General features: G+C 62.8%; 23 protein-coding genes and 1 pseudogene. 21 read left to right on the top strand and 3 right to left on the bottom strand.

What is annotated here, in order from left to right; all coding sequences use genetic code 11:
* The first annotated feature begins 11 nt into the window (after positions 1-11).
* Together ACVWW1_RS25725 and ACVWW1_RS25720 are read left to right on the top strand one after the other, a co-directional pair.
* Positions 12-626: a hypothetical protein gene (locus tag ACVWW1_RS25725; protein ID WP_456657863.1), complete on the top strand. Its 615-nt coding sequence runs from the start codon at positions 12-14 to the stop codon at positions 624-626.
* Positions 605-1,354: a tetratricopeptide repeat-containing protein gene (locus ACVWW1_RS25720; RefSeq protein ID WP_456657862.1), complete on the top strand. Its 750-nt coding sequence runs from the start codon at positions 605-607 to the stop codon at positions 1,352-1,354. The genes ACVWW1_RS25725 and ACVWW1_RS25720 overlap by 22 nt, the downstream gene beginning before the upstream one ends.
* 23 nt (positions 1,355-1,377) lie before the next feature.
* Here the strand turns inward: ACVWW1_RS25720 and ACVWW1_RS25715 are convergent.
* Positions 1,378-2,044: pseudogene (locus tag ACVWW1_RS25715) on the bottom strand (O-methyltransferase).
* A 94-nt stretch (positions 2,045-2,138) separates the two neighbouring features.
* On the opposite strand from ACVWW1_RS25715, the gene ACVWW1_RS25710 reads away from it, so the two are divergent.
* Positions 2,139-2,771, top strand: coding sequence for a TetR family transcriptional regulator (locus ACVWW1_RS25710; protein WP_456660676.1), 633 nt, complete (start codon positions 2,139-2,141; stop codon positions 2,769-2,771).
* A gap of 308 nt (positions 2,772-3,079) precedes the next feature.
* On the opposite strand, the gene ACVWW1_RS25705 is transcribed toward ACVWW1_RS25710, so the two are convergent.
* Positions 3,080-3,331: a hypothetical protein gene (locus ACVWW1_RS25705; protein ID WP_456657861.1), complete on the bottom strand. Its 252-nt coding sequence runs from the start codon at positions 3,329-3,331 to the stop codon at positions 3,080-3,082.
* A 538-nt stretch (positions 3,332-3,869) separates the two neighbouring features.
* Between ACVWW1_RS25705 and ACVWW1_RS25700 the strand changes: the two genes are divergently transcribed.
* From ACVWW1_RS25700 to ACVWW1_RS25635, 14 genes are all read left to right on the top strand, one after another.
* Positions 3,870-4,181, top strand: coding sequence for a RidA family protein (locus ACVWW1_RS25700; protein ID WP_456657860.1), 312 nt, complete (start codon positions 3,870-3,872; stop codon positions 4,179-4,181).
* Entirely contained in the window at positions 4,153-4,335 is a 183-nt protein-coding gene (locus ACVWW1_RS25695; RefSeq protein ID WP_456657859.1) for a RidA family protein, read from the top strand. The genes ACVWW1_RS25700 and ACVWW1_RS25695 overlap by 29 nt, the downstream gene beginning before the upstream one ends.
* Before the next feature lie 609 nt (positions 4,336-4,944).
* Entirely contained in the window at positions 4,945-6,303 is a 1,359-nt protein-coding gene (locus ACVWW1_RS25690; protein ID WP_456657858.1) for an ABC transporter substrate-binding protein, read from the top strand.
* Positions 6,304-6,377: 74 nt separating this feature from the next.
* Positions 6,378-7,352, top strand: a complete 975-nt coding sequence (locus tag ACVWW1_RS25685) for a carbohydrate ABC transporter permease (protein WP_456657857.1) — start codon at positions 6,378-6,380, stop codon at positions 7,350-7,352.
* Complete coding sequence (locus tag ACVWW1_RS25680; protein ID WP_456657856.1) at positions 7,349-8,311, top strand: carbohydrate ABC transporter permease; 963 nt, start codon at positions 7,349-7,351, stop codon at positions 8,309-8,311. The genes ACVWW1_RS25685 and ACVWW1_RS25680 overlap by 4 nt, the downstream gene beginning before the upstream one ends.
* Entirely contained in the window at positions 8,308-8,508 is a 201-nt protein-coding gene (locus ACVWW1_RS25675) for a hypothetical protein (protein ID WP_176528977.1), read from the top strand. The genes ACVWW1_RS25680 and ACVWW1_RS25675 overlap by 4 nt, the downstream gene beginning before the upstream one ends.
* Before the next feature lie 3 nt (positions 8,509-8,511).
* Positions 8,512-9,609, top strand: coding sequence for an ABC transporter ATP-binding protein (locus ACVWW1_RS25670; RefSeq protein ID WP_456657855.1), 1,098 nt, complete (start codon positions 8,512-8,514; stop codon positions 9,607-9,609).
* Positions 9,602-10,627 carry an ABC transporter ATP-binding protein gene (locus ACVWW1_RS25665; RefSeq protein WP_456657854.1) on the top strand — a complete coding sequence of 342 codons (1,026 nt, stop codon included), beginning with the start codon at positions 9,602-9,604 and terminating at the stop codon, positions 10,625-10,627. Before ACVWW1_RS25670 ends, ACVWW1_RS25665 begins: the two co-directional genes overlap by 8 nt.
* Positions 10,628-10,648: 21 nt before the next feature.
* Entirely contained in the window at positions 10,649-11,272 is a 624-nt protein-coding gene (gene dhaL / locus ACVWW1_RS25660) for a dihydroxyacetone kinase subunit DhaL (protein ID WP_176528980.1), read from the top strand.
* Positions 11,269-11,661 (top strand): dihydroxyacetone kinase phosphoryl donor subunit DhaM, encoded by a 393-nt coding sequence (dhaM, locus tag ACVWW1_RS25655; RefSeq protein ID WP_092118687.1) that lies wholly within the window; start codon positions 11,269-11,271, stop codon positions 11,659-11,661. Before dhaL ends, dhaM begins: the two co-directional genes overlap by 4 nt.
* A 22-nt stretch (positions 11,662-11,683) precedes the next feature.
* Positions 11,684-11,995 (top strand): HPr family phosphocarrier protein, encoded by a 312-nt coding sequence (locus ACVWW1_RS25650; protein ID WP_176528981.1) that lies wholly within the window; start codon positions 11,684-11,686, stop codon positions 11,993-11,995.
* 1 nt (position 11,996) lies between these two features.
* A complete protein-coding gene (gene ptsP / locus ACVWW1_RS25645; RefSeq protein WP_456657853.1) occupies positions 11,997-13,616 on the top strand; it encodes a phosphoenolpyruvate--protein phosphotransferase in 1,620 nt (539 codons plus the stop codon).
* A gap of 452 nt (positions 13,617-14,068) precedes the next feature.
* Positions 14,069-15,052, top strand: coding sequence for a dihydroxyacetone kinase subunit DhaK (dhaK, locus tag ACVWW1_RS25640; protein WP_456657852.1), 984 nt, complete (start codon positions 14,069-14,071; stop codon positions 15,050-15,052).
* 886 nt (positions 15,053-15,938) lie between these two features.
* Complete coding sequence (locus tag ACVWW1_RS25635; RefSeq protein ID WP_456660675.1) at positions 15,939-17,111, top strand: NnrS family protein; 1,173 nt, start codon at positions 15,939-15,941, stop codon at positions 17,109-17,111.
* A 42-nt stretch (positions 17,112-17,153) separates the two neighbouring features.
* On the opposite strand, the gene ACVWW1_RS25630 is transcribed toward ACVWW1_RS25635, so the two are convergent.
* Entirely contained in the window at positions 17,154-17,852 is a 699-nt protein-coding gene (locus ACVWW1_RS25630) for a cyclic nucleotide-binding domain-containing protein (RefSeq protein WP_456657851.1), read from the bottom strand.
* Between the two features lie 217 nt (positions 17,853-18,069).
* On the opposite strand from ACVWW1_RS25630, the gene ACVWW1_RS25625 reads away from it, so the two are divergent.
* From ACVWW1_RS25625 to narJ, 4 genes are read left to right on the top strand one after another with little or no spacing between them, the layout of a single operon-like run.
* Positions 18,070-20,814 carry a nitrate/nitrite transporter gene (locus tag ACVWW1_RS25625; RefSeq protein WP_456657850.1) on the top strand — a complete coding sequence of 915 codons (2,745 nt, stop codon included), beginning with the start codon at positions 18,070-18,072 and terminating at the stop codon, positions 20,812-20,814.
* An 11-nt stretch (positions 20,815-20,825) separates the two neighbouring features.
* Positions 20,826-24,578, top strand: coding sequence for a nitrate reductase subunit alpha (locus ACVWW1_RS25620; RefSeq protein ID WP_456657849.1), 3,753 nt, complete (start codon positions 20,826-20,828; stop codon positions 24,576-24,578).
* A complete protein-coding gene (gene narH, locus ACVWW1_RS25615) occupies positions 24,575-26,095 on the top strand; it encodes a nitrate reductase subunit beta (RefSeq protein ID WP_456657848.1) in 1,521 nt (506 codons plus the stop codon). The genes ACVWW1_RS25620 and narH overlap by 4 nt, the downstream gene beginning before the upstream one ends.
* Positions 26,095-26,805, top strand: a complete 711-nt coding sequence (narJ, locus tag ACVWW1_RS25610) for a nitrate reductase molybdenum cofactor assembly chaperone (protein WP_456657847.1) — start codon at positions 26,095-26,097, stop codon at positions 26,803-26,805. Before narH ends, narJ begins: the two co-directional genes overlap by 1 nt.
* The last annotated feature ends 1 nt before the right edge of the window (position 26,806 follow it).

The following is a 26,806-nucleotide window of genomic DNA, read 5'->3' as shown; positions in this document are numbered from 1 at the left end:
GGAATTGGAAGATGCCGTCTTGTTTCATGATCATGCCTTACGGCCGCAAGCCGACCCAGGCCGACCCCAAGTTTGGTCCAGCCGAGATCGATTTTAACGCGCTCTGGGATCGGGCTTACGTTCCGGCCATCAAGGCACTGGGCTATCAGCCGGTGCGTGCCGACCAGGACACCAGCGCGTTGATCGTCAGCGAAATGCTGGAGCGGATCTACTTCGCCGACCTCGTGCTGGCCGACATGACGATCCCGAATGGCAACGTCTATTATGAGGTCGGCATTCGCCACGCATCACAGGAGACGGGATGCGTCCTGCTTGCGGCCGACTGGTCCAAGCAGTTGTTCGACGTCGTCCAGATACGGACTGTCCGTTACCCGCTGCCCGAAGGTGAGATCACCGAGGCGACCGCCGCCGCGATGCAGGCTGCCATCAAGGATCCTATCAAGACGCTCGCCGCCGGGATTTCGCCGATGCATCAGTCGATCCCGGGTTTTCCTGACAAGGTCGATCCGCGCAAGGCAAGACGTCGATGCGAGGTCAACTCGCCGAGCAAGCCGCGTTTCAGACCAAGATACGCGCGGTGCGCGCGGCGGCCCCGGATCAGCGCATGGCGCGGGCCCAAGCGCTGATCGCGACCGAGGGAAGTCCGCCCGCCACTTATGCAAAGGCGCTAGCTTTGTTGCTGATGCTGCGCGACTGCGTCAGCGATGCCGCCGACTGGAACATCGTGCTGGACTTCATTAGCAAGCTTCCCGACCGCTTTGCCAACGAACCTGAAGTGCAGGAAAATCGTGCATTTGCCGCGGCCCAGGCCGGCGACGACATCCAGGCCATTGCCGAGATCCAGACATTGATTGATTTCGCGGGGCCGACGCCGGAACGGCTCGGGTTGATGGGTGGCCGCCACAAACGCCTCGCCAGAGCCGCACCGGCCGACTCTCCTCGCCGCAAGGAGGAGCTGGAGAAGGCGATCGACTGTTATCAGCAGGGTATGGAGCTCGATCTCAACGCCTATTATTGCTCCAGCAACTTGCCCCGTCTCTATCGTGCTCGGGGGAACCCGGGCGACGAGGATCTTGCGCAGGCCACCGTGCGCGTCGCGATTGCCGCCTGCGAGCGGGCCAGACGATTGCAGCTTGCCGACGAATGGCTGCGCCCGACGCAGCTTGCCGCGGCCTTTGATCTCGGTGATCCCGACAAGGCCGAGGAACTGGCAATGCAGGTGGTTGCCGAGGGGCAAGCGAAATGGAAAGTGGGCAGCGTCCTTCGCGACCTCGAAGCCAGTCTCCAATACGTCACCGACCCACCAAAGCGCGCGCGGTGGTCCGCCATCATCGACAAGATCAAGGCGGCCTGATCGCGCGCTCCGCCAGCATCCGCTCAACCAAGCCGCATCGACAGCTCGACGTCGTCGCCGAACGGCACCGACAAATAGCCGCTCGCCGGCGAGCGGACCCGTGCCAGATAGTCGGGGCTGTGGTCGGCATTGTCGGCGACGACGAAGGCGCCCGGCTTCAGGCGGCCGCTCCACGAGATCGAGGATGTCGGGGTAGAGCGCCTTGGCGCCGTCGAGCAGCACGAGGTCGATCGTATCGGGCAGATCGGTGCGCAATGTCTTCAGCGCGTCGCCCTCGCGGATCTCGACCAGGTCCTCGAGGCGGCCGGCGACGAGATTGTCCCTGGCGCGCGCCACCTTGGACGGCTCGAATTCGCTGGTGATCAGCCGGCCGCCGCCATTGTCGCGCAGCGCGGCGGCGAGGTGCAGCGTCGAGATGCCGAACGAGGTGCCGAACTCGACGATGTTCCGCGCCCGCGTGCCGTGCGCCAGCATGTAGAGCAGCGCGCCGGTCTCGCGGGAGACCGCGAGCGGCACATTGTTCAGGCGGCCGTAGAGCGCGCGGTACTCGGTCTTGCTCCGCGTCAGGCGCGCCTGTTCCGCCTCGGAAAGGTCGGCCACCGCGAGTTGGGTCTCCTCGTCAGCGGCGGAAGCTTGCGCGAACAGGCGGTCGAGCAGGCCCGCGAGCTCAGGTGAAATGAGGGTGGTCATGTCGGTCTCCGGTCTGAAAAGCGGCGCGTCCTTGCGCCTCGCCAGAAATACGAATAATTATTCGCATTCGCTAATCGCATTCCTCAGGGCGTTCATGGCCGGACGGCGAAGCACTTCAATTTCCTCGCGAAAACAGCCGCAACAGGCCCGCTCGGCCGAGCTCGTCGCGGCGATCCTCGATGCTGCTGTTCAGGTTTTGACGAAGGAGGGCGCGCAGCGTTTCACCACGGCACGGGTGGTCGAGAGGGCCGGCGTCAGCGTCGGCTCGCTGTACCAGTATTTTCCGAACAAGGCGTCGATCCTGTTCCGGCTGCAGAGCGATGAGTGGCGGCAGAACTCCAGCCTGCTGCGCACCATTCTCGCCGATCGCACGCGGCCGCCATTGCAGCGGTTGCGTTCGCTGGTGCACGCCTTCATCCGTTCCGAATGCGAGGAGGCCGCGGTGCGCGTCGCGCTCAACGATGCCGCGCCGCTCTATCGCGATGCGCCCGAAGCCTGCGAGGCGCGCGCATCGGGCGAGCGCATCGTCGAGGTCTTCATGCGCGAGGCATTGCCGAAGGCATCTGACGCGGTCCGGGCGACGGCCGGCGATCTGATCACGACCACGATGAGCACGGTAGGCAAGGATTTTTCAGAAAGCCCGCGAAGCCAGGCTGAGATCGAAACCTATGCGGACGCAATGGCCGACATGTTCTGCGCGTATCTGAAGAGTGTCGCAAAGCGCTGAAGCGCGCTGTTAATCCGGCCGTCGTTCACAGGTAGTGCTTGGCGACCAACAGAAACCCGAGCACGCCGCCGATCACAGTGAAAACGGCCACGCCATTGCAGAAGCTGATGTAAGCGGCGGACCAATACGAAACGGTCTGAGAGGCCGTCGCAACTTTTTTCGGTTTCCGAGGCAAACCAATGCATTCCTGAAAAAGGCACCGCCACCTGGTCAACGCAGGTGACGGCGCCCGTCTGAGGGCTTCAGGGCGAAACCCCGCGGCAGCGTAAGTCGCGATGATGAACGGTTCGTATATCGCGTCGAGGTTCCTAGAACGAAGCGTAAGCGTTTCGGAACGCGATGGCGCCGGCCAATGAGCGCGGTCGTGTGCGCACGGCATGTCCGTCGTTGCCGCTTTGGACGATCCACTCGCCGTTCTCGTGGCCCACGATCTTGCCGACGTGGTGACGCCAGACGACGATCGCGCCGACCGAAGGGCCGCCTGCGTTGCTGCCGTATCGCGCCCAGGATCGCGCCAGATTGTATTGCGGACCCGGATCGCTGCCGACCTGCGTGCGCATGAACCACCCGCACCACGCAGCGGGGCGACCGGAATGTGCATGGTGTCGATGATCGTGATGACGGCCGCGAGCTTCAGCAGCGGATGAAGCGAAGGCCAAAAGCACGGCGACAGCCGCGAGAGTTTTACGCATTACAAAGTCCTCTTGTTGTTGGCAGACCATCCTGATTGTGGGAGGGGCGCAGCGATGATCTGCGATTTGGTTGCGAAGCGACCGCACCGGCCAGGCGACGCAAAACAGAGGCGGGACATGGCCCGCCCGGGCCTTTAAGAAACGGGCTATGGCCAAAATATGACGGCTATTTCCCGTCTGGCGGCTGAGACATGGCCCGACATGCTCTGCGCATATCTGAAAAGCCGCGCACAGCGCTGACGCCGGCAGAATTGCTCCGAGAGCATGTTCCTGGGTACCGCGTCACGCAGAACCGGGTTAACAGAAGCGCCCCGCGGCAGACGGAGCTCCGCTTCGCTCAGACCAGCGTTGCTTCAGTAGCCACGCCGCGATCCGGACAGGAGGGCCAGTTCGCTGGCATGCAATCGTGAACCTCGAGCAACGTCTGACCGAACTCAACATCGAACTGCCGATATCGGCAGCGGCCGGCGGCGCCTACGCGCCGGTCGTGGTCCATGGCGACACGATCTATGTCAGCGGTCAGCTTCCGCGCGACGGCGACAAGGTGCATGTCGTCGGCCAGGTTGGCCGCGATGTCACACCGGAAGAAGCCAAGCGGGGTGCGCGGCTGGCGCTGATCCGCGGATTGGCCGCGATCAAGGCGCATCTGGGGTCCGCTCGACAACGTCACGCAGATCCTGAAGCTCACCGTGTTCGTGCACAGCGCGGCGGATTTTAGCGGTCAGACCGCGGTCGCTGACGGCGCATCGGAGCTCATCATGGAGCTGTTCGGTCCGGAGCGGGGCCTGCACACCAGGACGAGCGTTGGGGTCGCGCAGCTTCCGCGTAACGCATCGATCGAAGTCGAGCTGATCGCAGCGCTGGCGCGCTAGGCCGAAGCGGCGCCTTCTTCCTTCCGTGCCAATTTCGCGGAGCATCTGAGCCAAAAGCGTCCATGCATTGACGGCTTCTGAGCTTCGGGACGACACTCATGCCAACAAGCAGGCCCCTCGGTCGATCGTGTTCGATCGCGTTCGCCTTGCTTTGACGAGGTGATGCGAAACGGGCAGCGGCGTTGGCCATCGCTCGTTTCAGATGGCGTAAGGCGAAGCGGCAATGCGTTGGTCATTGCGCTGAACGTTCAGTAAAATAATCCACTAAACATCAGGCGGAGCCCATCGCTGGGTGCTTTCCACTATCGGCGTTGGTGCACTGCAGCGATTCGTTCTCGTAGGATAGCGCAGCCAGCCCCTCTTGAGGTTCGCAAGAAAATCGGCTTGACGGGGTCCTGAATTTAGTAATACGTTTAGTATTACAAAAACGATAAACATCGCACATCGAGCTGATGTGTGGGAGGAGCCCCGCCATCCGGACCCAACTTCCGGACGCGTTCAGTCTCGCTCTCCATCATCGCTCATCAACTCGGTTTCGAAGTCTCGGCGTCAATCCGGCAGGGATGCGGCGGGCGAGTTAGGTGCTTCAACGATACGGAGGAAATGGATATGCGAAGATTGGGATGGTTACGCAGTACGGTGGCGTCCGCGGTCGTTGCGACCGCTGCGGTTGGGGTTCTCGGCGGCGGGGAAGCCGCAGCACAAGGCAAGCAGCTCACGCTGTGCTGGGCGGCATGGGACCCGGCCAACGCGCTGGTCGAGCTGGGCAAGGACTTCACCAAGCAATCCGGCATCGAGATGAAATACGAGTTCGTCCCCTGGACGAGCTACGCCGATCGCTTCCTCAACGAGCTCAACTCGCACGGCAAGCTCTGCGACCTGATCATCGGCGACAGCCAATGGATCGGCGGTGCCGCCGAGAACAAATGGTACGTCAAGCTCAACGACTTCTTCGACAAGGAGAAGATCTCGATGGACGATTTCGTCCCGGCGACCGTCGTCGGCTACTCGCAGTGGCCGAAGAACACGCCGAACTACTGGGCGCTGCCGGCAATGGCCGATGCGGTGGGCTGGACCTACCGCAAGGACTGGTTCTCGCGGCCCGAGATTCAATCCGCGTTCAAGGCCAAGTACGGCCGCGATCTGGTGCCGCCGAAGACCTATGACGAGCTGAAGCAGGTCGCCGAGTTCTTCCAGGGCCGCGAGATCGACGGCAAGAAAGTCTATGGCGCCTACATCTTCACCGAGCGCGGCTCGGAAGGCATCACGATGGGCGTGACCAACGTGCTCTACAATTACGGCTTCGCCTACGACAATCCGAAGAAGCCGTATCAGATGCAGGGTATCGTCAATTCCGCCGACGCGGCCAAGGGTCTCGAGTTCTACAAGGAGCTCTACAAGTGCTGCACGGCGCCGGGCATGACCAACGCCTACATGCAGGAAGGACTTGATGCCTTCAAGTCCGGCCAGGTCGCGATGCAGATGAACTGGTTCGCCTTCTTCCCCGGCCTCTACAAGGATCCGAATGTCGGTGGCGACAAGATCGGCTTCTTCGTCAACCCGGCCGGTCCGAAGGGGCATTTCACGCAGCTCGGCGGGCAGGGCATCTCGGTGGTGGCAACCTCCGACCACAAGGACGACGCGCTCGCCTACATCAAATGGTTCGCGCAGCCTGCCGTGCAGCAGAAATGGTGGCAGATCGGCGGCTACTCGGCGCTCAAGGCGGTGGTCGATGCGCCCGACTTCCCGAAGAGCGCGGCGTTCGCCCCGCAATTCCTGGAGTCGATGGGCATCGTCAAGGACTTCTGGGCCGAGCCGTCCTACGCGCAGCTGCTGCTCGACATGCAGAAGCGGGTGCATGACTACGTCGTCGCCGACAAGGGCACGTCACAGCAGGCGCTCGATCTTCTGGTCAAGGACTGGACCAAGGTGTTCAAGGAGCAAGGCAAGGAAGTCGCCTCGCAATAGTGCCCGCCCACACTTCACCTGAACTGGATTCCCCGGGGGCGGCCTCGGGGAATCCGAACCGGCCAGCCCCGCTGATGGACATGATGACCACGATCCTGCAACCCGATCATGCTACGATCCCAGGCGTGAGCAAGCCTGTAAAATCCCGCGCCGGGCGGCGTGTCCACGGCCTGTCGGACCGGGCCATCGCCTGGCTGTTCGTCGCGCCGACGATCGCGCTGCTGCTGGCGATCAATATCTTTCCGTTGATCTGGATGATCCGGCTGTCGTTCACCAACCTCAACCTCAGCATGTCCTATCTGCCGCTGCGGTTCGTTGGCCTCGACAATTTCAGGGACATCCTCACCGACGAGGACGTCTGGTTCCGGCTGCAGACCACGGCGCAGTTCGTGATCTCGTCGGTGGCGTTGCAGGTGGTCATAGGCTTCGGCCTGGCGCTCCTGATCAACCGCCAGTTTCGCGGCCACAGCTTCTGGACCACGATCATCCTGCTGCCGATGATGCTGTCGCCGGCGGTGGTCGGCAATTTCTGGACGCTGCTGCTGCAGCCGCAGATCGGGCCGTTCAACTATCTGATCAGCCTGTTCACCGGCGTACCGCCGAGCTCGTTCAGCATGACCGGGCAGGTGTCGCTCGCGCCGTGGACCATCGTGCTGGTCGACACCTGGATGTGGGCGCCCTACGTGATGCTGATCTGCCTCGCCGGACTGCGCTCGATCCCCGACTACATCTATGAGGCCGCGGAAGTCGACCGCGCCTCGGCATGGCGGCAGTTCTGGTCGATCACGCTGCCGATGACGGTGCCGTTCCTGATGCTCGCGGTGCTGTTCCGCGCGATCGAGAACTTCAAGATGTTCGACATGGTCAATCTCCTGACCTCGGGCGGGCCGGGCTCGACCACCGAGCTGGTTTCGATCTCGCTGAAGCGCGCGGCGTTCGAGAAGTGGCGCACCGGCTATTCCTCGGCGCTCGCCATCATCCTGTTCGTGACCGTGTTCGGCGCCGCCAACATCTACGTCAAGACGCTCAACAAGGTGAAGCAACGATGACCGCTGCCGCCACCAAATCGACCGCGCACTCGATCGTCGAGGCCTCGCCGCGCACCAAGGCGTTCGCCGGCGGCCTCGTCATCCTGTATGCCGTGATCACGATCCTGCCGCTGCTGTGGATCGTCGCCACCGCGTTCAAGTCGCAGAGCGACGCCATCGCCTATCCGCCCAAGGTGATCTTCGAGCCGACCCTCGAAGGCTACGTGAACCTGTTCACCGTGCGGACCCGCCAGGCGCCGGATTTCATCGCCAAGCTGCTGCCGCCGGAAACCTGGTACGACAAGCTGGTGCGCCAGCGGGACATGGTGATCGCCGGGCCGTCCAAGGTCGTGCCGCGCTTCGTCAACTCGTTGATCATCGGCTTCGGCTCGACCTTCCTCGCGGTCTTCCTCGGCACGCTCGCGGCCTATGCGTTCTCGCGCTTCCGCATTCCGCTGGCGGACGATCTGCTGTTCTTCATCCTCTCGACGCGCATGATGCCGCCGGTCGCGGTGGCGATCCCGATCTATCTGATGTACCGGCAGCTCAATCTGACCGACACGCGGCTCGGCATGATCCTGCTCTACACCGCCGTGAACGTCTCGCTCGCGGTCTGGCTGCTCAAGGGCTTCATCGACGAGATCCCGCGCGAGTATGAGGAGGCGGCGCTGGTCGACGGCTATACGCGGCTGCAGGCGCTGCGCAAGGTGGTGTTGCCGCAGGCCGTCACCGGGATCGCGGCGACCGCGATCTTCTGCCTGATCTTCTCCTGGAACGAGTACGCCTTCGCGGTGCTGCTGACCAGCGGCGAGGCGCAGACCATGCCGCCCTTCATCCCGTTCATCATCGGCGAGGGCGGACAGGATTGGCCGGCGGTTGCCGCGGCGACCACGCTGTTCGTCGTCCCGATCGTCATGTTCACCGTGCTGTTGCGCAAGCATCTGCTGCGCGGCATCACCTTCGGAGCGGTGCGCAAATGAGCGGCTCAGTGGTTGCCAAAGGTGGCGTAGCGCGCTGGTTTCGTCGCGGGCCGTGGGAGGCCATCGCGATGACGTTGATCGGAGGCGGCATCGTCATGCTGGTGCAGCCCTGGTCGATCGATCTCTACAGCTACTCGTTCGTGACGATCCTTGCCGGCACGGTCGGCTTCGTCATCGTCAGCCATTTTCCGGAATAGGCCATGGCACAGATCCGCATCGAAAACCTGCGCAAGTCCTTCGATCAGTTCACCGCGGTGGAAGGCTCGACCTTCACGATCGACGACGGGACATTCTTCGCGATGCTCGGGCCCTCCGGCTGCGGCAAGACCACCACCTTGCGCATGATCGCCGGTCTCGAGCTGCCGACCGAAGGCAAGATCCTGCTCGATGGCGAGGACGTCACCTTCCACCGCGCGGCCGCGCGCGATATCGCCTTCGTGTTCCAGTTGTTCGCGCTCTATCCGCACATGAATGTCGGGGAGAACATCGGCTTTCCCCTGAAGTGCCAGGGCATGGGCCGGCGCGAAATCCGCCAGCGGGTGCAGGAGACAGCGCGGATGTTGCAGATCGAACACCTGCTGTCGAGCAAGACCTCGAAACTCTCGGGCGGCGACCGGCAGCGCGTCGCGCTCGGGCGCGCCATGGTGCGGCGACCGAAGGCGTTCCTGATGGACGAGCCGCTGGGCGCGCTCGACGCCGAGTTTCGCCATTTGATGTGCGGTGAGCTGCGCGACCTGCACGATCGCATCAAGGCGACCACGGTCTATGTCACCCACGACCAGCTCGAGGCGATGTCGATGGCCGACCAGATCGCCGTCATGAACAAGGGGCGTGTCGAGCAGATCGGCACGCCGCAGGAGGTCTATGACCGGCCCGCGAGCATGTTCGTGGCCGACTTCATCGGCTCGCCGCCGATGAACTTCCTGCGCTTCGAGGGCGGCCTGCGATCCGGCGACCGTGCGATCAGCTTCCATGACACGAGGCTTGCTGTGCCGGAGATCCGCGAGGACCGCGCCAGCGCGCCGCTGGCGCTCGGCGTTCGTCCGGAGCATATCCGCTTCGCCGACGCGGGCGCCGTTCGCGGCGAGGTGTTCGGCGCGGAGTATCTCGGCACCACGCAGATCGTCACCGTCGACACGGCCTATGGGCGGGTCGCGGCGCGGCTGCCCTCCAGTGCATCGGTGCGGATCGGTGAAACCATCGGTCTCGAATTCAACGCCGCGCGGCTGGCGCTGTTCGATATCGGCAGCGGCCTTGCGATCCGGACCGCCAGCGAGGAGGGCGTGCGCCATGGCTGACGTCACCCTGCGCAACGTCAACAAGCGCTTCGGCGCGGTGGACGCGGTCCGCGACTTGTCGCTGACGGTGAGCGATGGCGAGTTCCTGGTCCTGCTCGGGCCGAGCGGCGCCGGCAAGACCACGACGCTGCGGCTGATCACCGGACTGGAGAGCCCCGATACGGGCTCCGTGATGATCGACGGGCGCGACGTGACGCACGATCCGCCCGGCTCGCGGGACATCGCCTTCGTGTTCCAGCAATATTCGCTGTATCCGCATCTGACGGTCTACGACAATCTGGCGTTTCCGCTGCGCTCTCCCGCGCGGCGGGTCGCGGAGCCGATCATCCGCAAGCGCGTCGAACAGACCGCGGAGCTGCTGCATATCGCAAGCAAGCTGAGCAACCGCGCCACCCGGCTGTCCGGCGGCGAGATGCAGCGCGTGGCGATCGGCCGTGCGCTGGTCCGCGATCCCTCGATCTATCTGATGGACGAGCCGCTGTCCTCGCTCGACGCAAAGCTCCGCGCCGAGCTTCGCCTCGAACTCAAGCGGATCCAGATCGAGCTTGGTGCGACCATCCTTTACGTCACCCACGATCAGGTCGAGGCGATGACGATGGCCTCGCGGATAGGCGTGATCAGGGACGGCCAGTTGCTTCAGCTCGGCACGCCCCGGGAGATCTACGAGAGCCCGTCCAGCAGCTACGTTGCCTCGAGGCTCGGCACGCCTCAGATCAACTTCCTGCCGGCTCGCCTCCTCTCCGATGTCGCGGTGCCGGCCGGAACCGAGACGGTCGGCATTCGCACCGAGCATCTTCAGCTCGCCGCGCGCAATGGCGGGCAGATGGTCGGCCGCGTGCATCGGGTCGAGCACCTCGGCGAGCAGAATCATGTTCACCTGGACTATAAGGGCGAAACGCTGGTGACGCTGGCGGATCCCCATCAGCCGCTGCAGGCCGGCCAGGAGGTCGACTTGCATCTGGTGCATCCATTGTGTTTCGACCGCGCGGGGCAGCGCATTGCCGCGGCGGTTCATTAGAGGGGCGAGAGGATCGAGGAGATGTCGGTGCCATCAGAGACAATCAAGTCGTTGGTCAAGGCGGCCGCAGAGCAGGTCATCGCCAGCGCGCCGGAGCTGACGAGCCTGGATCAGGCGATCGGCGATGGCGACCACGGGACCAACATGAAGCGCGGTTGCGAAGCTGTGCTCGGCAAGCTCGATGCGATCTCGGCGCAGCCGCTCGACGAAGCGCTGAAGATGATCGGCAAGACCCTGGTGATGACGGTCGGCGGCGCCTCCGGGCCGCTCTATGGCAGCTTCTTTCTTGCCGCCGGCGAGGCGCTGTCGCACGACAAGAACCTGCCCGAGGATCTCGCCGACGTGTTCGGCAGCGCCGTGAACGCAGTGAGCGCGCGCGGCCGCTCGCAGGTCGGCGAGAAGACGATGCTGGATGTGCTGGTTCCCGTGCTCGAGACATTGAAGACGGCGGCCGGCCAGCCGGATCTGATCGCGCGGGTGCGCACCACCGCGACCGAGGCGGTCGAACGGACGGCGCCGATGCAGGCCACCAAGGGACGCGCGTCGTTCCTCGGCGCGCGCAGTGTCGGGCATGTCGATCCCGGCGCGCGGTCGACCTGCGTGCTGGTGCAGGCGGTGTGCGCGGGCCTGGAGGCACGGGCATGACCGACACCGTGGGGATCGTGATCGTCTCGCATTCCAGCGATATCGCCAAGGGAACCGCCGACATGGTGCGGCAGATGGTCGGCAGCGAGGTCAAGGTGGCGTTCTGCGGCGGCAATCCAGACGGCGGATTGGGCACCAGCGTGCCGCTGATCATCGACGCCATCAATGACGCCTGGTCGCCGAAAGGTGTCGCGGTGCTGGTCGATCTCGGCGGCGCCGAGACCAACAGCGAAATGGCGGTGGAGATGCTTGAGCCTGCGCGGCGCGATCTCGTTGTCGTCTGCAACGCGCCGATCGTCGAGGGCGCCGTGATGGCGGCGACCGAGGCGGCGGGCGGTAGCTCGCTGGCCCAGGTCAAGGCCGTGGCCGAGGAACTCTCTGCCGATTGAGATGTCGGCGAAGCGATGATGGATGATGAGCATGCTTGATAAAGCGGACGGACAGATCTTCACCGGCAATGTGCGGCTGGTGCATGCGGTGGGCATGCATGCGCGCCCGGCAGTCAAGCTGACCAAGCTCGCCAAGAAGTTCCAGGCGCAGATCTCGGTGCGGGTCGCGGGTGCGCCCGAGTGGATCAATGCCAAGAGCGTGGCCAAGATCATGGCGATGCGTGCCGCGCACGGCAGCACGATCGAGATCAAGGCATCCGGCAGCGACGCCGAGGCCGCCGTCGCGGCCCTGGTCGAGCTGGTTGCCAGCGATTTTCCGGATGGAGCGGGTTAGCATGCAGGGCGGCGCTGCAGGATCGGCTTACCGCGGCAGGACCGCCTCGATCGGCTTTGCCCATGGTCCGCTGGTCCGCGTCGATGCGGGCGCCGGCGGCGAGCGGGTGGCCGGCACGCTGGTCGAGGAGGCGCTCGCATTGCGCAAGGCGATCGATCTCGCGAGCGGGCAGATCGCCGATCTTGCCGCCAGCGCCGGTGGCGAAGCCGCGCAGATCCTCGAATTCCAGGTCGCATTGCTGGAGGATGAGGATCTGATCGAGGCGATCTTCGCGTCGATCGGCGAGGGGCATCCGGCCGATGTCGCATGGCGATCGACGCTCGACGATCAGATCGCGGAGTACAATTCGGCGGCGGATGAGTATCTGCAGGCGCGCTCGTCGGACCTTGCGGACCTGCGCGACCGCGTCGTTCACATCCTGCGCGGCGACGAGGGCGAGCCGCTGAAGATTCCGAGCGGAGGCGTCGTCTGTGCCGACGACCTGCCGCCGTCGCGCTTCCTGGAGATCGACTGGTCCGGCGGCGGCGGCCTGGCGCTGCTGCATGGCAGTCCGACCAGCCACGTCGCGATGCTGGCGCGCGCGCGCGGCATCCCGATGGTCGTGCAACTCGGCGCCATCCCAAATGCCGGTGCCACGGCGCTGCTCGATGGCGAAGGCGCGACGCTGGAGCTCGATCCCAGCGCCGAGCAGGTGCGCATCTTCGAGAAGCGGCGCGAGAGCCACCGCAAGAGCAGGGCATCCGCGCGCGCGATCCTGCGGCGGCCGACGGCCTCGTGGCGCGGCGAACACATCAAGCTCCTGATCAATATCCAGCGGGTCGACGACCTCGATGATGCGGACGCGCAATATGCCGACGGCATCGGCCTGATGCGGACGGAATTCCTGCTCGCCGGGCGGAGCGACCTGCCAGATGAGGAGACCCAATTCCAGGCCTACGACGCGGTATTGCGCTGGGCTGGAGCGCGGCCCGTGACGATCCGCACGTTCGATGCCGGCGGCGACAAGCCGGTGCCCGGCTTCACGCTGGATGGCGAGGCCAATCCGTTCCTCGGCGTGCGCGGCTTGCGGCTTTGCCTGGCCCGGCCAGAGATTTTTGCCGTCCAGCTCCGCGCGCTGGCCCGTGCCGCGGTGCGCGGCAATCTCAAGGTCATGTTCCCGATGGTGACGTCGGCGGACGAGCTCGAGGCGGGACGGAAGCTGTTCGCCGGCATCGTGCAGCGCTTGCAGGCGGACGGCATTGCCGCGATGCTCCCGGAGCTCGGAATCATGGTCGAGGTTCCGGCGGCGGCCCTGGCGGTATCGAGCTTCAAGGCGTCGTTCTTCTCGATCGGCTCGAACGATCTCGCGCAATATGTGCTGGCCTGCGATCGTTCCAACGGAGCTCTCGCCCCCCTGATGGACCCCTTGCATCCCGCAGTGCTCGAACTGATCGCGCGGACCGCCGAGCACGGCCGCCGCGCCGGCATCGGCGTCAGCCTGTGTGGCGACATGGCGGGCGATCCGCGCTGTCTTCCCGCGCTGCTGAATTGCGGCCTGCGTGAATTGTCGGTCAATGCCTCCGCGCTGGCGCAGATCAAGCAGACCATCGACCGGCTGAGCAGCGGAGGCAATGTTGGCTGACACGGCGGCCGATGAAGCGCCCGAAGCCGGCGCGGTTGCGGTCTACAAGCGCATCTTCAAGGAAGTGCTGGAGAGCCGCCCGTCCGGCATGCGGCTGCGCCTCGCCCATGCCATGGGCAAGAACCGCAGCTTTGTCAGCCAGATCAGCAATCCGGCCTATCCGGTGCCGATCCCGGTGCAGCATCTCAACACGATCTTCGATGTCTGCCACTTTCCGCCGCAGGCGAAGACCGCCTTCTTGCGCGCCTATGCGCGTGCGCATCCGCGCCGCGTCGGCCGGCTGAGCGAAGGCTCGCACGAGCGGACACTGACATTGCATCTGCCGGATCTCGGCAGCGCCAAGCGCAATGCCGAGCTCGACGCGCTGCTACAGGAATTCACGCGGCGCCTGATCGGCAATCATGCGGGAAAAATAGGCGAAAACGCCAAGCGGACGAAGCGGGGAGGACACCATGAAGAAGTTCATCAATGCGGTCGACAATTTGCTCGACGAAAGCCTCGACGGCTTCGCCGCCGCGCATGCCGATCTGGTCGTGCTGGGCGCCGAGCGCAAATTCGTGCGTCGCCGCGAGCTGAACGGCAAGAAGGTCGCGCTGGTCTCGGGCGGCGGCAGCGGGCACGAGCCGCTGCATGCCGGCTTCGTCGGCCACGGCATGCTGGATGCGGCCTGCCCCGGACAGGTGTTCACCTCCCCGACGCCGGACCAGATCGTCGAGGCCGCCCAGGCGGTCGCGGGCGATGCCGGCGTGCTGTTCATCGTCAAGAACTACGCGGGCGACCGCATGAATTTCGAGATGGCGGCCGAGATCGCCGAAGGCCGCACCGCCACCATCGTGACCGACGACGATGTCGCAGTCGAGAAATCGACCTACAGCATCGGCCGCCGCGGCGTCGCCGGCACCTTGATCGTCGAGAAGATCGTCGGCGCCGCCGCCGAGAAGGGCGCCGATCTCAAGACCTGCGTGGCGCTCGGCGAGCGCGTCAACGCGCGGACACGTTCGATGGGCGTGGCGCTGACCAGCTGTACCGTCCCGGCCGCGGGCACCCCGACCTTCACGCTCGGCGCAGACGAGATGGAGATGGGCGTCGGCATCCACGGCGAGCCGGGTCGTCGTCGCGTCAAGCTCGCCGAGGCCGACGCGATCGCATCGGAAATGACGACCGCCATTGCCGACGATCTCGCCGCGCCCGCAGGCTCCGAGGCCCTGCTGCTGGTCAACGGTTTCGGCGGCACGCCGACGATCGAGCTCTATCTGATGTACAACGCCGCGCGCCGCATGCTCGAGCAGCGCGGCCTGCGCATCGCGCGCTCGCTGGTCGGCAGCTACGTCACCTCGCTGGATATGGCCGGTTGCTCGCTCACCGTGAGCCTGCTCGATGCCGAGACGTCGGCGCTGTGGGACGCCCCGGTGCGCACAGCCGCATTGAAATGGTGATCGCCGCCGGTGTCGGCCGCATGTGTGTCGGCGCAGCTCAAGAGGACTGATATTGGAATCCGCGGGCCCATAGCCGAAATGAGGCAGTCCGTCTTCGCTCTCGCGTCGCTCGAGCTTCGCCGGACACGCTTCGCCTTTGCAGTCTTGGCGTGGCTGCGCCACGCGAAGCCCACAAGGGCGAAGCGTGGTGCCCTTGGCCGGCAATCGCCGAATACGATAACCAATTGAATTTGAAATAATTTCCGTCGCCGATTGCTGCCGATACCAGCAGAAATACCAACAAGCCGACGCACGATACAAGCTAGCAGAAATAAAGCAGCAGGCTCCGCGGCAGCAGGCGTGACCCATGCCATTCCGGTCTCCGCAATCGCCCGACCGGAATCGAACCCAGCCTCTTACTCGAAATCCCGGCGCAATCGACCAAACACATATCGCGAGGTTAAAGGAGGGGTTTGTCATGCGTACCCATCCATTGCGCAAAATTACGTCGAGGAAGACGCTTATCCATATGCTTGACACCGCACTCACCACGGCTGCGGACACGATGTCGGGCTACATTCAAGGGCTCCTTGACGGCATTGCTTTCAAAGCAAACCGCTTACGAGCTGGATCGTGATTCACGGAAGGCCGCCCCGGTTTGGTTCCTGAAGAGGGCTTCAGGTGACGATCAAGAGTCAGACGAGGAGCGCCGCTTAGCTGCATAATCCTGAGCCGCAATGCGCGGCTATGGAACGACCGCTCGTGTCGCAAAGCGGTCGTTCGCCTTCCAACTAATCACTCTGATCATTCAAACTTGAGCGAGATCAATGTAGGGGCTGATCGACGCTCCTAAGTGAACTGGCGCTGGTCGGACCCAAATGAAAGCCGCCGGACCTTGGATCATGGCATGAACCGATCTCGATCGCTTCACGAAGGACTTGCCGTTCTTTCGTATGGTTTCCGTCCGCTGTTCCTGTTTGCCGGGATTTTCGCTGTCTTGAGCATCGGATTCTGGCTGCCGGAATTTAAGGGGGAGATCAGTATTCCCACCGCATTCGCCCCAGTCGTCTGGCATGCTCATGAAATGCTGTACGGGTACCTGGTCGCCACGGTGAGCGGGTTTCTTTTAACCGCTATACCCAACTGGACGGGTCGACTGCCCTTTAATGGGCGGCCCTTAGCGTTGCTAGCCGGTCTCTGGCTTGCTGGACGCATTGCGATCGCGGCATCAGCGCATCTCGGTTGGGCCCTCACAATGCTGGTCGATTGCAGTTTTTTGCTTACCTTTGTTGCTGTGACCTCACGCGAGGTTCTCGCTGGCAGGAATTTCAAGAACCTGAAGGTCGTCATTCTCGTTTCCGTCCTGTTGATCGGCAACGTGACGTTCCATATCGAGGCGCATTGGACCGGAAATGCAGACCATGGAACGCGGACCGGTATCGCCGGCATGGTGATGCTGGTGATGGTCATCGGAGGCCGGATCATTCCAAGCTTCACCCGCAACTGGCTTGCCCGGCAGGCGGATGGCAGAATGCCTGTCGGGTTCAATCGCTTCGATGTCGTCGCGATTGGTATCTCAGCGCTTGCATTGCTGAGTTGGGTGACATGGCCCGATGCCCGGACCACAAGCATTCTGCTTGCCGCCGCCGGATTCGTTCAATTGGCCAGACTGGCACGATGGGCGGGCGAGCGGACCTGGCGCGACCGTCTGGTTCTGGTGCTTCATATAGCCTATCTGTTTGTGCCTGCGGGCTTCTTGCTATTGGCGGCGAGTGACGAAATTGGTATCGCGCCAAGCGCCGGGATTCATGCCTGGACGATCGGCGCAATGGCGACTTTGACGTTAGCCGTCATGACTCGCGCGACGCTCGGACATACCGGCAGACTGCTTCGTGCGAGCCCCGCGACGCAATTTATCTTTGGGTCAATCGTTGTTGCCGCCTTGTTGCGCATTGGTGCGACGCTCTACATCGCGCAAGGCAACATGCTGTTGCATCTCTCGGCGGGGGCATGGATGCTAGCTTTTGTTGTGTTCGCAGTGATCTACGGCCCGATGCTGCTGCAGCGCAAGGTCGCCTGACGGTGCGAGATCCTGTTGACGAGAAGGCTGGTTTGCCGAAACTTACGACGTCGGGTCGTCGATAAATCGTTGCGGTTGCGCGAAGGCTACGAGCTGTTCCTTTCGGTCGATGACAATTTCCCGGCCTCGGATGCGTACTCCGTGATCGGTCAATAGTGCCAAGCTGCGGGACAGATTCTCCCGTGTGGTGCCGATATGTGAGGCCAGCGTGCCGCGGTCGAACGGGACTACGATATTTCCCTGGGCGCCGTCCTTTTGCGCTTCGGCCAGGATCCAGTTGGCCAGGCGCTCGACGCTCGATCTGGCCATGTAGCCCTTTAGCTTCTTCACAGACGAGCGATAGGCGAGCGCGAGTTCTCGCGCTACGATGCGCGCAAACGCGACGTCCCGGTCGAAAACGTCGCGCACGCGTTGCGCTGGAATCAGCAGCACCCGGGAATCGGTCAATGTTCTGGCGGAGTTGAGATAGGGCTGGTCGCCTACCACGGCGGCGAGAATGAACGTCGAGATGGGATCAATCAGGGAGATACCCCATTCTCCCCCGCTCTGTTCGGTAAAGATCTCGACCAGGCCCTCTACGAGGACATGCAGGAAGTCGGCGTGATGGCCCTCATGGATGAGAACGACGCCGGTCGGGAAATGCTGCAGCAGCGCCGAGTCGAGCAGGCTCGCGAGACTTTCCTCCGTCACCTCGGAAAATAGCGGCAAAATCTTCAGCTGCTCAAGCTCGCTAGTACGCAACGGACCTCGTCCTCCCATTTTCCAATGCTATGTTGGGGTGTGATATTTATCAAATCAAGGCATGAAAAGAAGCAATTGAAACTGTTGCAATCATCAAACCGTACTGCAGTATTTCATACATTACAGGCTCGTGGCCGTAGCGTTTGATCCAGCGCAAATCAAACTGATCCTTGTAGGCGATCTCTGCCCCGTCGAAGCAGTTTCTCGGGGAATCGATATGGACGCCGCAGGCACAAACACCGTACATCAAGGTCGGGCGCTCTGGCTCTCGACCATTTCCTTCACAATCTGCTTCGCGGTCTGGACGATCTTTTCGATCATCGGTATCCGGATCAAGCAGGAACTCGGGTTAAATGACACCCAGTTCGGTCTCCTGATCGGCACCCCGATCCTAAGCGGCTCGCTGATCCGTCTCGTGCTCGGCATCTGGACCGACCAATATGGTGGCCGGCGTGTCTATACCGTCGTCATGCTCGCTGCGGCGGTCGCCACGTACTTGCTGACCTGGGCGCACACCTACCCCGAATTTTTGGTCGCTGCGCTCTTTGTCGGCATCGCCGGCGGTTCGTTCGCCGTAGGCATTGCCTACGTCTCGCGTTTCTATCAGGCCGGCAAGCAAGGCACTGCGCTCGGCATCTTCGGCGCCGGCAATGTCGGCGCAGCCGTCACCAAATTCGTCGCGCCGTTCGTGCTGGTGGCTTACGGCTGGCAGGCCGTCGCGCAGATCTGGGCGCTGATCATCGGGCTGATGGGGATCGCGTTCTGGCTGTTTTCGGAGGAGGACCCGGTTGTCCGCGCACGGCGCGAGAAGAACGAGCGGCCGAAAAGCGCGTGGCTGGAGCTCGAGCCGCTGAAGAACATCCAGGTCTGGCGCTTCGCGCTGTACTATTTCTTCGTATTCGGCGCGTTCGTCGCCCTGTCGCTGTGGCTGCCACAATACCTCATCAAGGTGTACGGCGTCGATATCAAGACCGCCGGCATGATGGCGGCGATGTTCTCGTTCCCCGCCAGCGTGTTCCGTGCCTACGGTGGCCATCTCTCGGATCGCTACGGCGCACGGCGCGTCATGTACTGGACCTTTCTCGTCGCCGTCGCCGCGACCTTCATTTTATCCTATCCGCCGACGGACTATCTGGTGAAGACGGTCAACGGCACCGTCGGATTCCATCTGGAAATGGGCCTGGTGCCGTTCACGGTGACCGTGTTTGTGCTCGGCTTCTTCATGGCGCTGGGCAAGGCCGCCGTCTACAAGCACATCCCGGTCTACTACCCGAATAGTGTTGGCGCCGTCGGCGGCCTGGTCGGGATGATCGGCGGTCTTGGCGGCTTCGTGCTTCCGATTGCGTTCGGCGCGCTGGTCGATCTCACGGGCCTTTGGACCAGTTGCTTCATGCTGCTGTTCCTGCTGGTTACGGGTGCCCTGGTCTGGATGCACGTTTCCATCAGGCAGATGGAGCGCGGCGTCGTCGGCGAAGCGCTGAAGAAGCTGCCTGAGCTTCCCGAGATGGAGGAGATCCACAAGCCGGAGCACGTCGGTGCCCTTTCCGGTGCGGTCCTAACCGACTGGCGTCCCGAGGAGAAGACGTTCTGGGAAGCCAGCGGACGATCGATCGCGAGGCGCAATCTCTGGATATCGATCCCGGCGCTGCTGCTGTCGTTCGCAATCTGGCAGGTCTGGTCGGTGGTGGTGGCGAAGCTGCCTGCGGTCGGCTTCAAGTTCACCACAGCGGAGCTGTTCTGGCTGGCGGCGCTGCCCGGGATCTCCGGTGCGGTGCTGCGTGTTTTCTACTCCTTCATGGTGCCGATCTTCGGCGGACGTCTCTGGACCACGCTCGCAACCTGGTCGCTGATGATTCCCGCGGTAGGTATCGGTTACGCCGTGCAGAGCCCGACGACGCCATATCCGGTGTTCCTGGCGCTGGCGCTGTTGTGCGGCTTCGGCGGCGGCAATTTCGCTTCTTCGATGTCCAACATCTCATTCTTCTTCCCGCGCGCAGAGAAGGGCAATGCGCTCGCGCTCAACGCCGGCCTCGGCAATCTCGGGGTCAGCGTCGTGCAGTTTGTGGTCCCAATCGTAATTACGGCCGGGGTGTTCGGCTGGTTCGGCGGCGATCCGGCAATGGTCACGAACGGGACGCAGCCGGCGCCGCTCTGGCTGCAGAATGCCGGCTTCATCTGGGTGCCATTCATTGCGGCCAGCGCGTTCGCCGCCTGGTTCGGCATGAACGACATCGCGTCCGCCAAGGCCTCGTTCTCCGATCAGGCGGTGATCTTCCAGCGCAAGCACAACTGGATCATGTGCTGGCTCTATACCGGCACGTTCGGCTCCTTCATCGGCTATTCCGCAGGCTTCCCGCTGTTGGCGAAGACTCAGTTTCCGGCGGTTGACGCGCTGCAGTTCGTCTTCATCGGCCCCTTGGTCGGCGCGCTGTCACGCTCGGCCACCGGCTGGATTGCCGACCGATGGGGCGGCGGACGCGTGACCCTGTGGGTGTTCGGCCTGATGATGGTCGGCGTGCTCGGGATTCTCTACTTCCTCGGCATCAAGGACCAGCCACACGCGTTCTGGGGCTTCTTCGCCATGTTCCTGGTGCTGTTCTTTGCGACCGGCGTCGGCAACGCCTCAACGTTTCAGATGATCCCCAACATCATGCGGAAGGAAATGGACCGGCTGATGCCGTCGGCCGATGCCATCACCCGGCAGCGCCAAGCCGAAAAGGAATCGGCCGCGATCACCGGTTTCACCTCTGCGATCGCCGCGTTCGGCGCGTTCTTCATTCCGAAATCCTATGGAACGTCGATCGATCTGACCGGCGGGGTTCAGGCGGCGCTGTGGGGATTCTTCACCTTCTACGTGATCTGCATCGTGATCACCTGGGCCGTCTATACCCGCAAGGGTGGCCTGCTTCATGACATCGAACGCGGCGGCCGGATTTCGCCCGCTGTGCAGCCCGCCGAATAAGGAGACCAAGGATGAGCCATTTCCTGGACAGGCTGTCGTTCTTCACCCGCGCCAAGGCGGAGTTTGCCGACGGCCACGGCGTGACGACGACCGAGGACCGTTCCTGGGAGGACGGTTACCGCAAGCGCTGGCAGCACGACAAGATCGTGCGGTCGACGCACGGCGTGAACTGCACGGGCTCCTGTTCATGGAAGGTCTATGTCAAGGGCGGCATCGTCACCTGGGAAACCCAGCAGACCGACTATCCGCGCACCCGGCCAGACCTGCCCAATCACGAACCGCGCGGCTGCGCGCGGGGCGCCAGCTATAGCTGGTACCTCTATTCTGGCAACCGCGTAAAATACCCGCTCGTGCGTTCGCGATTGCTAAAACTGTGGCGCGAGGCAAGGTTGCTGATGACGCCGGTAGCGGCGTGGAAGTCGATCGTCGAGGATCCGAAGAAGCGGGCGGCTTACGTGCAGAAGCGAGGCCTCGGCGGTTTCGTTCGCGCCGATTGGGCCGAGGTCAACGAGATCGTCGCCTCGGCAAACGCCTACACCGCCAAGACCTACGGCCCCGACCGCGTGTTCGGCTTCTCGCCGATTCCGGCAATGTCGATGGTGAGCTACGCGGCCGGCGCACGCTATCTGTCGTTGCTCGGCGGCGTCTGCATGTCATTCTATGACTGGTATTGTGACCTGCCGCCGGCCTCGCCGCAAACCTGGGGCGAGCAGACCGACGTGCCGGAAAGCGCCGACTGGTACAATTCCGGCTTTCTCATTTTGTGGGGATCGAACGTCCCGCAGACGCGAACGCCCGACGCGCATTTCTACACCGAGGTTCGCTACAAGGGCGCCAAGAGTGTCGTGATCTGCCCGGACTATTCGGAAGCTTCAAAATTCGCCGACCTTTGGGTATCACCGAAGCAGGGCACCGACGCCGCTTTGGCGATGGCGATGGGGCACGTGATCCTCAAGGAATTTCACGTCGACCGTCAGACCAAATATTTCAACGACTATGCGCGCCAGTATACGGATATGCCATTTCTGGTGCGTTTGGTGAAATCCGAGGGACGGCTCGTGCCTGAGCGGTTCGTGCGCGCCTCGGATTTCGCCACTTCGCTCGATGAGGCCAACAATCCCGAGTGGAAGACGGTAGCCTATGACGAGGGGACCGGCGAGATCGTGGTGCCGAACGGCTCCGTCGGCTTCCGCTGGGGCGAGAAGGGCAAATGGAATCTCGAGGAGCACGATTCCAAAAACCGTGACACGAAGCTTCGACTTTCGCTCGCCGATGTCAGGGATGAACTGGTCGACGTGGGATTCCCGTATTTCGGCAATCGCGAGCACGATCACTTCAAGGGAACCGACCATCCGGACGTCCTCATGCGCAAGGTGCCGGCCAAGCGCATCGCGCTCAGGGACGGCGAGGCGCTGGTGGCGTCCGTCTATGATCTCTTCGTCGCCAATTACGGCGTCGATCGCGACTTCGGTGACGAACATCTCGGCAAGAGCTACGACGACGTCGAACCCTATACGCCGGCCTGGGCCGAGAAGATCAGCGGCGTGCCGCGCGATCAGATCATCACGGTGGCGCGCGAATTCGCGCTCAACGCCGAGAAGACCGGCGGCCGTTCCATGGTCATCGTCGGCGCCGGGCTGAACCACTGGTACCACATGGACATGAACTACCGCGGCATCATCAACATGCTGGTGATGTGCGGATGTATCGGACAATCCGGCGGCGGCTGGTCGCACTATGTGGGCCAGGAAAAGTTGCGGCCGCAGTCCGGCTGGACCCCGCTCGCCTTCGGCCTCGATTGGGGGCGTCCGCCCCGGCAGATGAACTCGACCTCGGCGTTCTATGCCCACACCGATCAATGGCGCTATGAAACCCTCGACATCAAGGAGATCCTGTCGCCGACAGCGCCCGCAGGTCCGTGGGATGGCGCGCTGATCGACTACAACGCGCGTGCCGAGCGGATGGGCTGGTTACCCTCCGCGCCGCAGCTGCAATCCAATCCTCTCGAAGTCTCCAAACAAGCTGCCGCGGTCGGTCTGGAACCGAAGGATTATGTCGCGAAAGCCCTGAAGTCGGGCGACTTGAAGCTGTCCTGTGACGATCCCGACAATCCGAAGAACTGGCCGCGCAACCTGTTCGTCTGGCGTTCCAATCTCCTGGGTGCATCCGGCAAGGGACACGAATATTTCCTGAAACATCTGCTCGGCACCAAGCATGGGGTGATGGGCAAGGACCTCGGCGAGGACGGCAAGAAGAAGCCGATCGAGGTCAAGTGGCACGACCAGGCGCCGGAGGGAAAACTTGACCTCCTGGTTACGCTCGATTTCCGGATGTCGACGACCTGCATGTATTCCGACATCGTGCTGCCGACTGCGACCTGGTACGAGAAGAACGACCTCAACACGTCCGACATGCATCCGTTCATCCACCCGCTGTCGGCGGCGATCGATCCGGTCTGGGAATCGCGGAGCGACTGGGACATCTACAAGGGCATCGCCGAAGCCTTCTCCAAGGTCGCCCCGGAGGTGCTCGGCGTGGAGAAGGACGTCGTCCTCACCCCCATCATGCATGACAGTCCCGGCGAGATCGCCCAGCCCTTCGACGTGAAGGACTGGAAGAAAGGCGAAATCGATCCGATCCCCGGCAAGACCATGCCGGCCGTCACCGTGGTCGAGCGCGACTATCCGAATCTCTACAAGCGCTTCACCTCGCTCGGTCCGCTGATGAACAAGCTCGGCAATGGCGGCAAGGGCATGAGCTGGAACACGGATCACGAGGTCGATCTGCTCAAGAAGCTCAATGGCACCGTGACCGAGGAGGGCGCCAGCAAGGGGCTGGCCCGCATCGACACCGCTATCGACGCCTGCGAGGTGATCCTGAGCCTCGCACCGGAGACAAACGGCGAAGTCGCGGTCAAGGCCTGGGCATCGCTCGAAAGATTCACGGGGCGAAATCACACCCATCTGGCGATCCCGAAGGAAGACGAGAAGATCCGATTCCGCGATATCGTGGCGCAGCCGCGCAAGATCATCTCTTCGCCGATCTGGTCGGGCCTGGAATCGGAGAAGGTCTGCTACAATGCCTGCTATACCAACGTCCACGAACTGATCCCGTGGCGAACGCTGACTGGCCGTCAGCAGCTCTATCAGGATCATCTGTGGATGCGCGCCTTCGGCGAGGGCTTCTGCGTCTATCGGCCGCCGATCGACACCAAGACGATCAAGCCCGTGATCGATCGCAAGCCGAACGGTAACGCCTCGGTGGTGTTGAACTTCATCACGCCGCATCAGAAGTGGGGCATCCACTCCACCTACACCGACAATCTGCTGATGCTGACGCTGTCGCGCGGCGGCCCGATCGTCTGGATCAGCGAGGTCGATGCTAAGGGCGCCGGCATCGTCGACAACGATTGGATCGAAGCTTTCAACACCAACGGCGCGCTGGTGGCGCGGGCGGTAGTCTCGCAGCGCGTCAAGCAGGGCATGTGCATGATGTATCATGCACAGGAGAAGATCGTGAACGTGCCGGGCTCCGAACAGACCGGCCAGCGTGGTGGCATCCACAATTCGGTCACCCGCGTCGTTCTCAAGCCGACGCACATGATCGGCGGCTACGCCCAGCAATCCTACGGCTTCAACTATTACGGCACGGTTGGTTCCAACCGCGACGAATTCGTCATCATTCGCAAGATGTCGAAGATCGACTGGCTGGATACGCCGACCGCCGATCAGCCCGGTACCCCCCGTCTGGAGGCCGCAGAATGAAAATCCGCGCTCAAATCGCCATGGTGCTGAACCTCGACAAGTGTATCGGGTGTCACACCTGCAGCGTCACCTGCAAGAACGTGTGGACCAGCCGCGAAGGCATGGAATATGCGTGGTTCAACAATGTCGAGACCAAGCCCGGCATCGGCTATCCGAAGGATTGGGAAAACCAGGCGCGCTGGAAAGGCGGCTGGAAGCGCAAGCGCAGCGGCTCGATCGAGCCGCGCATCGGCGGCAAGTGGCGCGTACTGGCGAGCATCTTCGCCAATCCGGACCTGCCCGAAATCGACGACTATTACGAGCCGTTCACGTTCGACTACCAGCATCTGCAGCAGGCGCCGGAAATGTCGGCGATGCCGACGGCTCGTCCGCGTTCGCTGATCTCTGGCGAGCGGATCGAGAAGATCGAATGGGGCCCGAACTGGGAGGAAATTCTCGGCGGCGAATTCGCCAAACGCTCGATGGATGTCAATTTCGAGGGCGTGCAGAAGGATATCTACGGCCAGTTCGAAAATACCTTCATGATGTACCTGCCGCGGCTATGCGAGCATTGCCTCAACCCAGCTTGCGTCGCGGCGTGTCCGTCGGGCGCCATCTACAAGCGCGAGGAAGATGGCATTGTGCTGATTGACCAGGACAAGTGCCGCGGCTGGCGGATGTGCGTGTCCGGCTGCCCCTACAAGAAGATCTATTACAACTGGTCGTCGGGCAAATCGGAAAAGTGCATCTTCTGCTATCCGCGCATCGAGGCCGGCCAGCCGACGGTCTGCTCGGAGACCTGCGTCGGCCGTATCCGCTATCTCGGTGTCGTGCTCTATGATGCCGATCGGATCGCGGAAGCCGCGAGCAAGCCGGACGAGCGTGATCTATATCAAGCGCAGCTCGACATCTTCCTCAATCCGAACGATCCGGCTGTGATCGCCGAAGCCGAGCGACAGGGCATTCCACATGCATGGCTTGAGGCTGCCAAGATATCGCCGATCTGGAAGATGGCGATGGAGTGGAAGGTCGCTTTCCCCCTGCATCCGGAATATCGCACCCTGCCGATGGTCTGGTACGTGCCGCCGCTGTCCCCGATCACCTCTGCGGCGTCCGCCGGCAAGATCGGGCTCGACGGCGAAATGCCAGACGTCAAGTCGTTGCGCATTCCGATGAAGTATCTCGCCAACCTGTTGACCGCGGGCGACGAAAAGCCGGTGACGCTTGCGCTTGAGCGCATGCTGGCGATGCGCGCCTACATGCGGGCGAAGACCATCGACGGCGTCGTCGATGCCGCGATCGCCAAACGTGTCGGCCTTGAACCGGAACAGATTGACGAGATGTACCAGATCATGGCGATCGCCAATTATGAGGACCGGTTTGTCATTCCGACCGCGCACCGAGAACTCGGCGCCGATGCCTACGACATGCGCGGCTCCTGCGGTTTCACCTTCGGTAACGGCTGCTCCGGTGGCGAAAGCGAGACGAACCTGTTTGGCTCGCCACGCAAGGCAAAAAATCCGATGGAGGTGGTGTGATGAGAACGTTCAAGGTGCTGTCCGCGCTGCTGAGCTATCCCACCGAAGCCTTGATCGACGCCGCGCCTGAGTTTTTGGCGGTACTCGATTCTGACAAGTTGGTGCCGGAGGCGTGTCGCAAGGCCGTCGACTTGTTGATCGAAGAAATCGCCCTTGGCGAGGTCTATGATCTTCAGGAACGTTATGGTCTGTTGTTCGACCGCAGCAAAACGCTCGCATTGAACCTATTCGAACATGTCCATGGCGAAAGCCGCGACCGCGGTCAGGCCATGGTCGATCTAAAAGCGATGTACGAAAATGCTGGGCTCGTCATCGCAGCCAATGAGCTGCCTGACTATGTGCCGCTGTTGCTGGAATTCCTATCGACACAGCCGCTTTCAGAGGCGCGCGAGTTGCTAGGACAGACCGCGCATATTCTCGCGGCGCTGGCTGAGCGTCTTGGCCGCCGGGAGTCAAACTACAAGGCGGTGTTCGATGCGCTGGTCGCCATCGCCGTGGAGACCCCGCGCCGTGACATCGTCGACGAACTGCTGAAGACGCCGGATACCGACCCGATGGATCTCGTCGCGCTCGATGCCGCCTGGGAAGAGGAAGAAGTGCGGTTCGGCCCCGGCACGCAGGGGCAGGGCGCCTGCGGCCATGAAGGCCTGATTGCCAAACTTCGCCATGCCCGGCGCGCGGTCAATCCCGTGCCATCATCCCCGCAGTAAG

The sequence above is a fragment of the Bradyrhizobium sp. JR3.5 genome (assembly GCF_054057015.1).
This window is presented reverse-complemented; position numbering and strand designations above follow the sequence as displayed.

Coding starts and splice junctions, on each gene's coding strand:
- ACVWW1_RS25635 (WP_456660675.1), top strand. CDS start 15,939: ATGAACCGATCTCGATCGCTTCACGAAGGACTTGCCGTTCTTTCGTAT.
- ACVWW1_RS25685 (WP_456657857.1), top strand. CDS start 6,378: ATGGACATGATGACCACGATCCTGCAACCCGATCATGCTACGATCCCA.
- ACVWW1_RS25670 (WP_456657855.1), top strand. CDS start 8,512: ATGGCACAGATCCGCATCGAAAACCTGCGCAAGTCCTTCGATCAGTTC.
- ACVWW1_RS25705 (WP_456657861.1), bottom strand. CDS start 3,331: ATGCGCACGCAGGTCGGCAGCGATCCGGGTCCGCAATACAATCTGGCG.
- ACVWW1_RS25720 (WP_456657862.1), top strand. CDS start 605: ATGGCGCGGGCCCAAGCGCTGATCGCGACCGAGGGAAGTCCGCCCGCC.
- ACVWW1_RS25665 (WP_456657854.1), top strand. CDS start 9,602: ATGGCTGACGTCACCCTGCGCAACGTCAACAAGCGCTTCGGCGCGGTG.
- ACVWW1_RS25690 (WP_456657858.1), top strand. CDS start 4,945: ATGCGAAGATTGGGATGGTTACGCAGTACGGTGGCGTCCGCGGTCGTT.
- narH (WP_456657848.1), top strand. CDS start 24,575: ATGAAAATCCGCGCTCAAATCGCCATGGTGCTGAACCTCGACAAGTGT.
- ACVWW1_RS25625 (WP_456657850.1), top strand. CDS start 18,070: ATGGACGCCGCAGGCACAAACACCGTACATCAAGGTCGGGCGCTCTGG.
- ACVWW1_RS25675 (WP_176528977.1), top strand. CDS start 8,308: ATGAGCGGCTCAGTGGTTGCCAAAGGTGGCGTAGCGCGCTGGTTTCGT.
- ACVWW1_RS25725 (WP_456657863.1), top strand. CDS start 12: ATGCCGTCTTGTTTCATGATCATGCCTTACGGCCGCAAGCCGACCCAG.
- ACVWW1_RS25710 (WP_456660676.1), top strand. CDS start 2,139: ATGGCCGGACGGCGAAGCACTTCAATTTCCTCGCGAAAACAGCCGCAA.
- ptsP (WP_456657853.1), top strand. CDS start 11,997: ATGCAGGGCGGCGCTGCAGGATCGGCTTACCGCGGCAGGACCGCCTCG.
- ACVWW1_RS25680 (WP_456657856.1), top strand. CDS start 7,349: ATGACCGCTGCCGCCACCAAATCGACCGCGCACTCGATCGTCGAGGCC.
- narJ (WP_456657847.1), top strand. CDS start 26,095: ATGAGAACGTTCAAGGTGCTGTCCGCGCTGCTGAGCTATCCCACCGAA.
- dhaK (WP_456657852.1), top strand. CDS start 14,069: ATGAAGAAGTTCATCAATGCGGTCGACAATTTGCTCGACGAAAGCCTC.
- dhaM (WP_092118687.1), top strand. CDS start 11,269: ATGACCGACACCGTGGGGATCGTGATCGTCTCGCATTCCAGCGATATC.
- ACVWW1_RS25650 (WP_176528981.1), top strand. CDS start 11,684: ATGATGAGCATGCTTGATAAAGCGGACGGACAGATCTTCACCGGCAAT.
- ACVWW1_RS25620 (WP_456657849.1), top strand. CDS start 20,826: ATGAGCCATTTCCTGGACAGGCTGTCGTTCTTCACCCGCGCCAAGGCG.
- dhaL (WP_176528980.1), top strand. CDS start 10,649: ATGTCGGTGCCATCAGAGACAATCAAGTCGTTGGTCAAGGCGGCCGCA.